13 protein-coding genes are annotated in these 11,790 nt (G+C 60.3%); 8 read left to right on the plus strand and 5 right to left on the minus strand.

The annotated features are described in order from the left end of the window. Window positions 1–4 precede the first annotated feature (4 nt). On the minus strand, window positions 5–487 hold the full coding sequence (locus tag OHL14_RS16525; RefSeq protein ID WP_263380478.1) for a GNAT family N-acetyltransferase: 483 nt from the start codon (window positions 485–487) through the stop codon (window positions 5–7). Window positions 488–571: 84 nt separating this feature from the next. On the opposite strand from OHL14_RS16525, the gene OHL14_RS16530 reads away from it, so the two are divergent. Together OHL14_RS16530 and OHL14_RS16535 are read left to right on the plus strand one after the other, a co-directional pair. Beyond that, window positions 572–1,465 (plus strand): LysR substrate-binding domain-containing protein, encoded by an 894-nt coding sequence (locus OHL14_RS16530; RefSeq protein ID WP_263380479.1) that lies wholly within the window; start codon window positions 572–574, stop codon window positions 1,463–1,465. 79 nt (window positions 1,466–1,544) lie between these two features. Further along, window positions 1,545–2,627 carry a purine-nucleoside phosphorylase gene (locus tag OHL14_RS16535; protein WP_263380480.1) on the plus strand — a complete coding sequence of 361 codons (1,083 nt, stop codon included), beginning with the start codon at window positions 1,545–1,547 and terminating at the stop codon, window positions 2,625–2,627. A 13-nt stretch (window positions 2,628–2,640) separates the two neighbouring features. Here the strand turns inward: OHL14_RS16535 and OHL14_RS16540 are convergent, their stop codons facing one another. Continuing rightward, entirely contained in the window at window positions 2,641–2,793 is a 153-nt protein-coding gene (locus tag OHL14_RS16540; RefSeq protein WP_263380481.1) for a hypothetical protein, read from the minus strand. Window positions 2,794–2,959: 166 nt separating this feature from the next. On the opposite strand from OHL14_RS16540, the gene OHL14_RS16545 reads away from it, so the two are divergent. The 4 genes from OHL14_RS16545 (at window position 2,960) to OHL14_RS16560 (ending at window position 6,789) form a co-directional block, all read left to right on the plus strand. Continuing rightward, a complete protein-coding gene (locus tag OHL14_RS16545) occupies window positions 2,960–4,588 on the plus strand; it encodes an inorganic phosphate transporter (protein WP_263380482.1) in 1,629 nt (542 codons plus the stop codon). Window positions 4,589–4,666: 78 nt separating this feature from the next. Further along, entirely contained in the window at window positions 4,667–5,788 is a 1,122-nt protein-coding gene (gene scpB, locus OHL14_RS16550) for an SMC-Scp complex subunit ScpB (protein WP_263380483.1), read from the plus strand. A 51-nt stretch (window positions 5,789–5,839) separates the two neighbouring features. Then, complete coding sequence (locus tag OHL14_RS16555) at window positions 5,840–6,028, plus strand: hypothetical protein (RefSeq protein ID WP_263380484.1); 189 nt, start codon at window positions 5,840–5,842, stop codon at window positions 6,026–6,028. 86 nt (window positions 6,029–6,114) lie between these two features. After that, window positions 6,115–6,789: a Bax inhibitor-1/YccA family protein gene (locus OHL14_RS16560; protein WP_263380485.1), complete on the plus strand. Its 675-nt coding sequence runs from the start codon at window positions 6,115–6,117 to the stop codon at window positions 6,787–6,789. 6 nt (window positions 6,790–6,795) lie between these two features. Here OHL14_RS16560 and OHL14_RS16565 read toward each other — a convergent pair whose 3' ends face one another. Next, complete coding sequence (locus tag OHL14_RS16565; RefSeq protein WP_263380486.1) at window positions 6,796–7,209, minus strand: cupin domain-containing protein; 414 nt, start codon at window positions 7,207–7,209, stop codon at window positions 6,796–6,798. Between the two features lie 107 nt (window positions 7,210–7,316). Here OHL14_RS16565 and OHL14_RS16570 point away from each other — a divergent pair, with 107 nt between their 5' ends. Then, a complete protein-coding gene (locus tag OHL14_RS16570) occupies window positions 7,317–8,291 on the plus strand; it encodes a pseudouridine synthase (RefSeq protein WP_263380487.1) in 975 nt (324 codons plus the stop codon). 125 nt (window positions 8,292–8,416) lie between these two features. Beyond that, window positions 8,417–8,818 (plus strand): hypothetical protein, encoded by a 402-nt coding sequence (locus OHL14_RS16575; protein ID WP_263380488.1) that lies wholly within the window; start codon window positions 8,417–8,419, stop codon window positions 8,816–8,818. Window positions 8,819–8,899: 81 nt separating this feature from the next. On the opposite strand, the gene OHL14_RS16580 is transcribed toward OHL14_RS16575, so the two are convergent. Together OHL14_RS16580 and OHL14_RS16585 are read right to left on the minus strand one after the other, a co-directional pair. Further along, window positions 8,900–10,069: an SGNH/GDSL hydrolase family protein gene (locus OHL14_RS16580; protein ID WP_263380489.1), complete on the minus strand. Its 1,170-nt coding sequence runs from the start codon at window positions 10,067–10,069 to the stop codon at window positions 8,900–8,902. A 41-nt stretch (window positions 10,070–10,110) separates the two neighbouring features. After that, a complete protein-coding gene (locus OHL14_RS16585; RefSeq protein ID WP_263380490.1) occupies window positions 10,111–11,526 on the minus strand; it encodes an MBOAT family O-acyltransferase in 1,416 nt (471 codons plus the stop codon). Window positions 11,527–11,790 lie beyond the last annotated feature (264 nt).

Genomic DNA, 11,790 nt, shown 5'->3' on the forward strand with positions numbered 1-11,790 from the left:
GTTCCTAGAACCACATCTCCAGAAAAACATCCGCGCGCACATAGGGAGACGGAGTCAGCCGCTCCGCAGGCACCGGCTTAAAGCCCAGTGCCGCATACAAATTCAGCGCAGGCGCGAGTTTCTGACTCGTCTCCAGGTACAAGCGCTTTGCTCCTTTTCGGCGGCCTTCTTCAATGGCTGCTGAAAGCACGCGCCGACCAAGGCCAAGACCCTTCGCGCTCTCGGTGACTCCCATCTTCGCGACCTCGTACTCATCGGGCGCAATGGGCACCAGCGCACAGCAGCCCACCAGTTCGCCATCGAGCGTGACGAACACAATCTCGCCGCCTTTATCGAGAATTACCTCACGCGGATGCTTCAGGGTGTAGCGGTCCTTCTCTTCCAACTTGAAGTACTTCGTGATCCATTCCTCGTTCAGCAGGCGGAACGCCTCTTCATCACCATCCTGAAAGAGCCTTGTTCCAATCTCTCGCTCGGTATCGACCATCGCAACATCCTCCGTATCCACACACTACGAAGAACGGTCTAAGATGTCCAATAGTTGAAAGTTGCTAATTTATATATAAAACATATGAATGACGAGATCGATCTTCGCCAGCTCCGCTACTTTCTGGCCGTCGCCGAGACGCTGCACTTCACTCGTGCCGCCAAAAAGCTGGGCATCGCGCAGCCGCCCCTCAGCCAGCAGATCCGCAAGCTGGAGCAGAACCTGGGTTATCCACTCTTCGTACGCTCCACGCGAGGAGTCCGTCTTACACCTGCAGGCAAGCTCCTATCCACCCGCGCGCAAGCCACACTCGATAAAATCCGCAACGACATGGCCGAGGTCCGCCGCATCGGTCGCGGCGAAGAAGGCACCCTCACCGTAGCCTTCAGTGGCTCCATCATGTTCACCAACTTGCCGCTTGCCATACAAGACTATCGCCGCCGTTTTCCGCGCGTCGAACTGCGACTGCGCGAGCTCACCACCGCGGCGCAGATCGCATCCCTGCTCGATCGATCCATCGACCTCGGCTTCCTTCGCGACGGCGACCCCACCGAAGGCGTCCATGTTGAAACCCTGCTCAAAGAGCGTTTCCTTGCCGTGCTGCCTCAATCGCACCCGCTCGCAGCGAAGGCCACGCTCCGGATGAAAGACCTCGCCACCGAGCCGTTCATCCTCTTCGCCCGTAGCCATGGCGCGCTCGCGTGGGACCGCACCATCGCCTGCTGCGAGCGAGCTGGCTTCACGCCGAACATCGTGCAGAACGCACCGCAGTTCCCCACTGTGATCAGGCTCGTCGCGGCCGGTCTTGGCGTCTCATTGGTGCCCGCTTGCCTCGCGAACCTCGGCATCCCTGGCGCAGTCTACCGAGACATCCATTCGCCCGTTCGGACCACGGTCGACGCGGGCATGAGGCTCGGTTCTGCTTGCACCATGACTGCAAACTTCCTCAGGCTCGCTCAGCGACACCTCGCCACGTGAGGATCACGGCACTCCCACCAGGCGAATGCGCTACCCTAGAGACTCCGACTGTCACTTAGCACCTGTAAGGAGCCTCGCCATGCGCGCTCGCCGTCTTCGTGTATCCACCCTCGCCCTCGTCCTCGCGCTGCTCTATTCGCCCTTCGCGCTGAACGCGCAGGAACAAAAACCCTGGCCCATCCGCGCTGTCATTATCTCTACGTTTGAAGTCGGCAACGACATCGGCGATATACCGGGCGAGTACCAGTTCTGGGTCGAGCGCGAGCACCTCACCGAAGTCGTCGACTTCCCCGGCGGCGCCGTCCTCCCTCCCGGCCAGCACGCCCTCCGCACCAACAAGGAACACACCGTGCTCGGTATGCTCTCCGGCACCACGCTCGTCAATGCGACCGCGTCGACCATGGCGCTCGGCCTAGATCCGCGCTTCGACCTCACCCACACCTATTTCCTGATCAACGGCATCGCGGGTGTTAACCCGGACGTCGCCTCCATCGGCTCTGCTGCATGGGCGAACTACGTCGTTGGCGACGTAGTTCGCATGATCGATCCCCGCGAGGCCCCCAAGGCGTGGCCGTACGGTCTGTTCCCCACCGGAGCGATCGAGCCGAACCCAAAGACCACGGATGCTCCTACCTGGCACCGCTCGAACCTTTACACGCTGAATCCGAAACTCGTCGCCTGGGCCTTCGCCCAAACCAAAGATCTCAAGCTGATGGATGATGACAAGGTCGCCGCCTTTCGCGCGACATTCACAGGCTTTCCTAACGCGCAGAAGCCACCCTTCGTTCTGCTTGGCGACACCTTCGCCAGCGACTACTACTGGCACGGTGCCATCATGAACAAGTTTGCCGAAGACTGGGTCCGTCTCTGGACCAACGGCAAGGGTACCTTTGCCATGACCGAGATGGAAGACTCCGGTTTCATGGGCGCGATGGAGAGGCTCAATGCTCTCCATCGCGTTGACATCAACCGCGTGCTGGTCCTACGCACCGGCAGCAACTACTCCATGCAGCGTCCCGGCCACGAGCCCGTTGAATCGCTCACCGCGCCCTACATCGGCAGCAAGGTCTCGCTCGAAGCCGCCTATCTCTGCGGCAGCACCGTGCTGCACAAAATCCTCGCCGATTGGCCCAACACCTACGCGCACATCCCAGGCGAGTAGGCGTTGGCTGCTACTAACCCTGCCAGCCAGAACGTCGCATAACCGAGCAGGAGTTGCCGCGAACGAAAGCAGGATTTTTCTCCGCGAGCGAACTGTTGGCAGCATTGACGATAGCGTCAACGGGGCGCCGGGTGATATCTCCGCGCACAATCTTCAGCGCCGTCATGCCATGTCTCCGCATCTGATCTCAGGTTCGATGTACTACAACCCTTTCGTGCAAATAGCCTCGAAAATTACAGGCTGTTCACATCCTCGCAACATGTAGGCGACTAACCTGATCGCGTTCAGCACTTCACTCCACATAAGCGCGCTCCGAAAGCGAATCCAGATATATGTCTACCTCAGCGACCCCTCCCCAGGTTGAATCCGAATACACCAAGTCCATGCTCGATCAGAAGCTCGAAAAGTCCTCCGCCGGTAAATGGGGCGGTGGCATCTTCGCGCTCATGCTCGTTGCCGGTATTGCCTACATCGCCACGCATCTTGGCAACGACCTGAAGCTCGTTCATTCCGCTTCCGTCTTCCCGTTCGCTCTGCTGGGCGTTGCACTGTTTATCGCGCTGGGCTTCGAGTTCGTAAACGGCTTCCACGATACGGCAAACGCCGTCGCTACCGTCATTTACACTCACTCGCTCGAACCGCACGTTGCCGTGGTCTACTCCGGCATCATGAACTTCATCGGCGTTCTGCTTTCCACTGGCACGGTTGCCTATTCCATCGTGAACCTGCTGCCAGTCGAGCTTATCCTGAAGGTGAGTTCCGGCTCCGGCTTCGCGATGGTGTTCGCGTTGCTGATCGCAGCAATCCTCTGGAACCTTGCCACGTGGTGGCGAGGCCTTCCAGCCTCCAGCTCGCACACCATGATCGGCTCCGTTCTAGGCGTGGGCTTTGCCTACTCGCTGATGCAGGGTCATGGTGGCCTAAGCGGCATCGACATGGCGCAGGTGAAGAAGGTCTTCACCGCGCTACTCGTCTCGCCGGTCGTAGGGTTCGTCCTGGCTGGTCTCCTCTTCTTCGTATTCAAGCTCGTAGCCCGCGATCCGCGCCTCTATAAAGCTCCTGAAGGCACAGAGCCGCCGCCGTTCTACATTCGCTGCCTGCTCATCCTCACCTGCGGCGGCGTTAGCTACTTCCACGGCTCCAACGACGGCCAGAAGGGCATGGGCCTCATCATGCTGATCCTCGTCGGTACGGTGCCCACCGCTTACGCCTTGAACCACACCGTCAGCGCCCGCGAGGTACAGACCTTCGCAGCCGTCTCTACGCAGGTTGCGGGAGCGCTCAGCAACTACGAGACCGACTCCACCCCCATCGGCGATCCCGACGCTGAGCTCAACAACTTCCTCACCACCAAGAAGTATGAGCCCCAGGTCATTACCGCTCTACAACAGCGCGTCGTCGACATCCGCAATGAAGCCAGCTCCTACGGCTCGCTCGGCAACGTTCCGGCATCGATGCAGGCCAATGTCCGCAACCAGATGTACGAGACCAGCGCCACCCTCGCCCTGCTGGCCAAGACGCCTGACGCTCCCGCTATGAGCGCGAACGATACCGCGATAGTCGGCAACTATCGCAAGTTCCTGGACAAGTCCACCAAGTTCATCCCGACTTGGGTGAAGGTTGCTGTGGCACTCGCTCTCGGCCTCGGCACCATGATCGGTTGGAAACGTATCGTGGTCACTGTCGGCGAGAAGATCGGCAAGACACACCTCACCTATGCTCAGGGTGCCTCCGCTGAGATCACGGCCATGATCACCATAGGTCTCGCCGACGGATTCGGACTTCCCGTAAGCACAACGCACGTCCTCAGCTCTGGTGTTGCAGGCACCATGGCGGCCAACAAGAGCGGTCTGCAGATGTCCACCATCCGCAACATCGCGATGGCCTGGGTCTTCACTCTCCCGGCCGCCGCGCTGCTTTCCGCCGGTTTGTTCTACGTTTTCAACATGATCGCCAAGTAACCCACACGGTTATCCACCTCACGGTGCAGGGTTGGTACACTCAACCCTGCACCGTTTCCCGTTTAATGAAGCCAACGCATGAGCCTTAAAGCCAAAATTGAAGCCGTCATCTACGCATCGGAAGAACCGGTAACCCTCGCCCAGCTCATCGGCCTCCTCGGAGAAGAGGGACAAGCCGAGCTCGACGTGCTCGCCGCCAACCAGCTCACGCTCGGCACCACCACCGGCGACGACGACTCCGCGCCCGATCAGGATGACCTGAACGCCGAAGTGTTCGATACCGAAGAAGTATCTGAGCCCGTGTCGGAAGAGACGACTGCGGCTGAGCCGGAAGCGACCGACGACGCATCCACCGCAGAGGTGCCATCCTCACCGGAGTCTGCGCCTGCCGCTGAGGAAGCGACGGCGGAAGCAGACACCGAGCCTAGCGCCAAGACCCTCGCCGCGGAGCAAAAACTCGCTGCGCGCAAGCTGCGCGACTACTTCCGCGATCTGCTTGATCAGCTCATCGCTGAATACGCCAATAGCGACCGCGGCTTCGAGGTGAAAGAAGTCGCGAGCGGCTTCCGCTTCGCGACAAAGCCTGAATATCATGACGCCGTCCGCGGCTTTGTGAAGTCTCTGAAACCACCCCTCAAACTATCGCTCCAGGCGCTCGAAACCCTCGCCGTCGTTGCCTACAAGCAACCCGTGACCGCCCCCGAGGTCACCGAGGTGCGCGGCGTCGAGTCTGCCGGTACTCTCGGCTCACTCATGACGCGTAAGCTCGTCACGACCGCGGGCCGCAAGCAGGTGATCGGCCGCCCGATCCTTTACAAGACCACCAAGGACTTCCTCCTCCGCTTCGGTCTCAAGGACATCAACGAGCTTCCCAGCATCGAAGAGTTTGAAAAGATGGCTGGTGAGTTGAACGAGGCTGTCCAGGAGGAGATCGACATGGAAGAGAACCAGCCACACCCGGAAGCTATCCATACCGATTCTCCTGAAGAAACCGCAGAGAAAGAGGCCGCAGCCGAACCCGAGGAGAAAGTCGAATCGGAAACACCTTCGGAGTCAGATCATGTAGAGGACTCCGCTCCCCTCGACGAGCTCCACGCCGTTCTGGAACCGACCCACACCCTCCATGAGACACCCGAGGACCTGATGTCGGATGACTCCACTCATCCCGAAGGCCACAAGCACGAGCCAACCGACGGTTAGGCGCCAATCGTTACTGTTGACTTCCTGCTGGCATCCTGCATCTCACTTGGCATGAGCTCGCAGCCCCTTCCCCATCCTGACCACGATCAGCCGCCTGACGACGAGCCGGAGACAATCTCCACCCCCGAAGGCGACAATGAGAATCCTCCGGATGCTCCATTGTCCCCTCGCCCTGACGCCGCTCTTCGGCCCCGCGGAGATGCGCCCCACAGCAAAGAACCGCCCTACCCCGCCATCTGATCCACGCTCATCGCGTAACATCTGAGTGATTCTCGCTCACCTTTCCGCGCCTCAGGCGTATCATAATCAAGAGAGGTTGCCCAACCATGTATCCCGGCACGCGCTCCAATCCCATCGTCATCGAAGGCCGCACGCAGGCCACCACTTCGCTCCTCGGCAAGGTGCTCCTCATCTCGTCGCTCGGCTTTCTCGTCACCGGAGTCGGCGTGTTTCTCGCCCCGTCCTTCTACTCCTCAGGGCTGCTGCTCATCTGCTTCATCGCCAGCTTCGCACTGATCTTCGGTGTCCGCGCCGCCCGTAAAAACCCGCCCCTCGCGCTCGGCCTGTTCCTCATGCTCGCCTTCGTCATGGGCATCGAGATCGCCCCGTGGATCGTCAGCCTCCTTCACATGGGAGCCGTCGGCATCTCCATCGTCTTCAACGCTGCGGTTACCACCGCCGTAGGCATGGCCTGCATCGGTATCGGCGCGCAGGTGGTCAGCTTCGACTACCGTCGCGTCGCCAACTACGCCTTCGCCGCTCTGCTAGTCCTCGTGCTGGTTGGCATCCTCGGCATGTTCTTCCACTTCGTCAACCCGACGATTTACTCCTGGGCGTCGCTGGCGATCTTCAGTGTCCTGCTTCTCGTCGACTTCATGCGCATCAAGAATGGCGGCGATGGAGCCACGGCAACAGAACTCGCCGTCAGCATCTACCTCGATGGCCTGAACATCTTCCTCGCGCTCACGACAATCTTCTCCGGTGGCAGAGGCCGCCGCTAAAGCCTTTCAGTCCCACACCGAGTCCGCCAGATTCACTACAATTGGATCTGGCGTACTCCGCACCACCACCCATTCGAAGGTCTCCGTCGCTGACGGATTGATCTCCTGATGAACCACCCAGGCCGGCACGTGTACGAAATCTCCTGCACGCACTGTCGCCGAATGCTCCCCTCGTTCGCCCCAACGCACCAGCGACTCACCCGCCAGCACATACACTACCGTCTCTTGAGCGCCATGGTGATGGATTCCCGTCCGCCCGCCCGGTTGCACGCGGAACGTCCCAGCCCACATCCCCGAAGCGATCCCCTGCTCCCCCGGTATGGCCACCAACCGCTGCGATCCGGACGTCTGCGCCGTCCCCGCACTCTGCTGCTCCTGCGTCACCACGCTGATTCCCGCTTTTCCCGAAACGCTCTCCATATCCATCTCCCTCCGCATACCCCAGCTACATTAGTATGAGATCAGGGCGTTTCCAAAATGTCCGCACGACAGCGATGAGCGTCTCCGCAGTCAGAAAGCCAAATCCCATGAGTAAGTCCCCCATCAAGGCGGTTTTTAAAGCGCCCGCAAAGCCCGTCTCCCCGAAAGCTCCTCAAAAGGAAGCCCCCAAAGGCGACCGCCTGCAGAAAATCCTCGCGCAGGCAGGCATCGCCTCTCGCCGCGCTGCCGAGCAGATCATCCTCGATGGCCGCGTTCAGGTCAACGGCCAGACCATCACCGAACTTGGCACCCGCGCCGAAGTCGGTCGCGACCACGTCCGCGTCGACGGCAAACTCCTCCATGGCCCTGAACCCACCAAGTACTTCATGGTGAACAAGCCGCGCGGTTATGTCACCACACTCGATGACCCCGAGCATCGCCCCACCGTCATGCAGCTTCTCGGTCAGGATCGCCAGAAGAAGCAGATCGGCGAGCACTCCAAGTTCCCACGCCTCTATCCCGTCGGTCGCCTCGATTACCTCTCTGAAGGCCTGCTGCTGATGACCAACGACGGCGACCTCGCCAACAAGCTCTCCAAAGCCGCCACCGGCGTGCTCAAAACCTACCTCGTCAAAGTCTCCGGTGCCCCCACCGATGCGGCCATTGGCCAGCTCCGCAGCGGCATCATGATTGATCGTGGTCGCCTCGCGGACACGCGCTCCTCCGGTCGCCGCGACCGCGTCCTCACGCAGCCCGCGCAGATCGAGCAGGTCCGCTCCGGCGAAAATCCCTGGTTCTCCGTCACCCTCATCGAAGGCCGCAATCGCCAGCTTCGCAAGATGTTCGAAGAGATCGGCCATCACGTAGAGAAGATCCGCCGCATCGGCTACGGCGCGCTCACCCTCGACGTCCCTCCGGGTGGCTTCCGCGAACTCACCCAGGGCGAAGTGCAGGCGTTGAACCGCGCTGCAGCTGGCAAGAAGGTGGAGCGCAAGAAGACTCTGCCCGAGGCGGCACAGCTCAAGAAACCCGTTCCGCCCCGCAAAAAGAAGTTCAATATCGCGCGGAAACCAAGTCGCTAACCTCCCCGAATCAACGCCCGCAGATCGTTGGAAAAAGTTCCACTCTCACGCATTATTTATTCTTAGTGCGATATACAACGCAAAAGCGGGTCATGCGCTCCTATGTCATCGAGGTGACATCAGAAATGCGTATGACCCGGTTTGCTCTCTCCGCCCTTGCCGCTCTGTCCGTCGGTACGCTCGCCACTGCCATGGCCCCGCAGGCCCAGGCCCAGATTTCCGTCAGCATCGGCGCTCCCCCGCAATGCCCCTACGGCTACTACGACTATGCGCCCTACAGTTGCGCCCCCTACGGCTACTACGGCCCTGAATGGTTCAACGGCGGCGTCTTCATCGGCGCTGGTCGCTGGTTCCATGGTCCCGCCAACTTCCACGGCGGCGTGAACACGGCGTTCGATCCTCGCCACGGCTACCATGGCCCCATGCCCGGCCACGGAGCCCCTCAGCACCACCCCGACAACTTCAAGAGCTTCCACGCCACCGAGAGTCACGATAGCGGCGGACACGTGGCAGGCGGCCATCGCTAAGGTCAGCGAATTCCCCCGAAGGACAAGGGCCCCGCGCATACACATGCCCGGGGCTCTTCTGTTTCTCGTTGCAGATCACATTTACAACTTTCCAGACTCCACGCCCAACCCCACGCTCGCGGTGTCCTTCACTCCCGTTACAGGTGTAGCCAGGTTTGCAGGCGGCACCGCCACCTCCTGCTTCCCCAGCCACGGCAGCAGCTTTTCCGTCAGCAGCGAAGCGCCCTCATCAGACATATGAATCCCATCGGCTTGCCTTAGCCGGGCCGTCGCTCCATGCACTATGCCAAAGTCCTGGAATCGCCCTTGCCCGTCGCCCACTACGCCCGCCGAGCTAAACCAGATCGCCTGCGGACTCGCACTGACCACCGCATAATCAATGCGGTTTACCAGAGCAATCTTTGCAGCATAGCTGTCGCTCTTCATCGGCGGCAGCCCGACCCACACCACGCGCGCTCCGCTCTCTTCCAATAGCCCCAGAAACGCCTGCACACGCCGCTCATAGAGCGCCTGCCACTCAGGCGTGCCAAAGGCATAGACCTTGCCATCCTCGACAAACCCCTGGCCATCGTTCGCACCGATCGCTACCACGATCACGTCCGGCTTGTTGTCCTTCAGCATCGCCGGATACTCCACCTGCCAGTCGAAGACCTCAGGCCGAGCCAGACCTGTGCCCGACTTAAATACCCTCACAAAGTGCAGGTCTTGATATTGCGGCGCCTCGCGCAAAATCGTCGACGATAACCCCACAGCCATCATGGAATCTCCCACCAGCGCCACTGTTCTCACCTTGCCCACCGGCACCGCCGCGAGCAAAGGTAGAGCACTCAGCACCGGCGGATCACCGGCCATTGGCCGCAGCGGCAGCATTGGCGTCTTCGGCGCAACTCTCACCTCAGCAATGATGGTCTTCGCAGGCACATTCGGCACCGACGCCACGACCTTCGGCATCGTCGGCTTCAACTCCACATCCCGCACATGAGATTCAGCCACCAGTGCTGCATCATCTCCCCAGCCGGTGCGGGCCAGTTCCAGCAGCGCGCCATGCCGGACCCGTTCCAGCCCGAGATACCTTAGGCCTGCATGCAGCGCGGATGTTACAGGTACCGCCACCGTCCGCTCCGGCCCTAGATCCAGCCGCTGCGCCCAGTCATACAGTCCTCCCGACTCCAGCACCAGCCCGAGCGCGGCGAACACCGCCACACTCACCGCCATCTGCCGAACCGTCGAAAACCGCTGATACCCGTGCATAGCCTTCGTCTTTCCTAATCCCTGTTTCCTACACCCTGCTTCTAAAACTGGAAGTAAATAAAAGGTGCCACTCCCGTCGGCCCCAGGAGCTCAATCGCATACACTCCGAGCGCCAGCACCGCGCCATTTGCAGCCACGGGCATCCGCGACATCGTCGCCTCAATTCCGCGTCGGCACATCCGCGGAGCATACTGCCCGAAGATGCCGACCACCAGCGTCAACACGACCGGCCACACAGCCAGCGTCGTCGCGCCGTGCGAACCTAGCTGCTTCAGCACGGTCGCTGCCAGCCGGAACGTTGGAGCGCGGAAGAACACCCATCCCAGGCACACCGCGTGGAACATCAGCACGCGCGATACCCAGGGCCACCACCGCGTCTGGTTCAGCTCAAACGCTACCTTTTGTCCCGCCCAAAGCCTATGCCCAATCAGGTAGACACCCTGTAGACCACCCCACACCACAAACGTCCACGAAGCCCCATGCCACAACCCGCCCAGCAGCATCGTGATCATCAGGTTCAGATACGTCCGGCCCTTACCCTCACGCGAGCCGCCCAGCGGAATGTACAAATAGTCGCGCAGCCATGTGGACAGCGAGATATGCCAACGCTGCCAGAAGTCCTGCGGATCGGTCGCGGTGTACGGTGCATCGAAGTTGCGCGGGAAACGGTAGCCCAGCAGCATCGCGCAGCCAGTCGCAATGTCCGTGTATCCGGAGAAATCGCAATAGATCTCCGCCGCATAGCCATAGATCGCCAGCAGCACATCCCAGCGATGGAACTGTGCGGGTGAGTTGAACACCGGTTCCACCAGCCGCGTCGCCAGCGTGTTCGAGACGATCACCTTCTTGAATAGCCCGGCCAGGATCAGCAGAAACGCCCGGTTCACGCGGATCTTCGTCGCGTCGACCGGCTTCATCAGCTGAGGAATAAACTTCGACGCCCGCAGGATTGGCCCGGCAATCAGCTGCGGGAAGAACGCCACATACAGCAGCGCATCCAACAGGAACAACTGCACCTTCAGTTTGCGCCGATAGACATCGCCCATCAGCGAGATCGCGTGAAACACGAAGAATGAAACTCCTAGCGGCAGAAACGGCGCAGGCAGGTTCAAAACTGGAGTTCGCCCAACCAGACCCCAGATGCCCATCGCACTCAGCAGCAGAAAGCTCGTGTATTTGTAGTAGGCCAGCACGATCAGGCAGACGACCACGCCGAACGTCAGCAGCCCCTTGCGTACACGCTCATCCTCACTCCGCTGGATGCCCTGCGCGATCAGTCCCGCGAACAGCGACACCGCGATCAGCAGTGGCACATACCGCCAGCTCCAGAAACCATAGAAAACATAGCTCGCCCCCAGCAGGAACTCTTTACGAGCACTGACCCGCCCAGCCAGCGGCCAGGCAATCGCCATCACCGCCAGAAAAAACAGCGCATATTCAACTGTAGGGAATAGCATCGTGCGGACCTTGCAGGACAGACGTCAGGAAATCTGTGATCAGCTTACGTCCAACAGACGAAACCAAACGCAATTTGTTTTGTACCACGACACTGCCTGATCATCTCCCCGGGGAGCTTCCGGTCCAAGCCCAGGCCTTAGGATTCGTGCAGAGGCACCTCCTTCGACACTCTCCTGTGAAAAACGCGTAACTCATGGTATTCTGTACCTGCGTTTGAAACACCAACGCAAGGCACGCGGGCAGATGACTCCAATTGGATTCGA

Origin of the sequence: Granulicella paludicola, assembly GCF_025685545.1 — a bacterium.
Lineage (GTDB): Bacteria > Acidobacteriota > Terriglobia > Terriglobales > Acidobacteriaceae > Granulicella > Granulicella paludicola.

What these genes read in the sequence shown, in the direction of transcription:
- OHL14_RS16525 (WP_263380478.1), bottom strand. Translation starts at nt 487, where the DNA reads ATGGTCGATACCGAGCGAGAGATTGGAACAAGGCTCTTTCAGGATGGT.
- OHL14_RS16530 (WP_263380479.1), top strand. Translation starts at nt 572, where the DNA reads ATGAATGACGAGATCGATCTTCGCCAGCTCCGCTACTTTCTGGCCGTC.
- OHL14_RS16535 (WP_263380480.1), top strand. Translation starts at nt 1,545, where the DNA reads ATGCGCGCTCGCCGTCTTCGTGTATCCACCCTCGCCCTCGTCCTCGCG.
- OHL14_RS16540 (WP_263380481.1), bottom strand. Translation starts at nt 2,793, where the DNA reads ATGACGGCGCTGAAGATTGTGCGCGGAGATATCACCCGGCGCCCCGTT.
- OHL14_RS16545 (WP_263380482.1), top strand. Translation starts at nt 2,960, where the DNA reads ATGTCTACCTCAGCGACCCCTCCCCAGGTTGAATCCGAATACACCAAG.
- scpB (WP_263380483.1), top strand. Translation starts at nt 4,667, where the DNA reads ATGAGCCTTAAAGCCAAAATTGAAGCCGTCATCTACGCATCGGAAGAA.
- OHL14_RS16555 (WP_263380484.1), top strand. Translation starts at nt 5,840, where the DNA reads ATGAGCTCGCAGCCCCTTCCCCATCCTGACCACGATCAGCCGCCTGAC.
- OHL14_RS16560 (WP_263380485.1), top strand. Translation starts at nt 6,115, where the DNA reads ATGTATCCCGGCACGCGCTCCAATCCCATCGTCATCGAAGGCCGCACG.
- OHL14_RS16565 (WP_263380486.1), bottom strand. Translation starts at nt 7,209, where the DNA reads ATGGAGAGCGTTTCGGGAAAAGCGGGAATCAGCGTGGTGACGCAGGAG.
- OHL14_RS16570 (WP_263380487.1), top strand. Translation starts at nt 7,317, where the DNA reads ATGAGTAAGTCCCCCATCAAGGCGGTTTTTAAAGCGCCCGCAAAGCCC.
- OHL14_RS16575 (WP_263380488.1), top strand. Translation starts at nt 8,417, where the DNA reads ATGCGTATGACCCGGTTTGCTCTCTCCGCCCTTGCCGCTCTGTCCGTC.
- OHL14_RS16580 (WP_263380489.1), bottom strand. Translation starts at nt 10,069, where the DNA reads ATGCACGGGTATCAGCGGTTTTCGACGGTTCGGCAGATGGCGGTGAGT.
- OHL14_RS16585 (WP_263380490.1), bottom strand. Translation starts at nt 11,526, where the DNA reads ATGCTATTCCCTACAGTTGAATATGCGCTGTTTTTTCTGGCGGTGATG.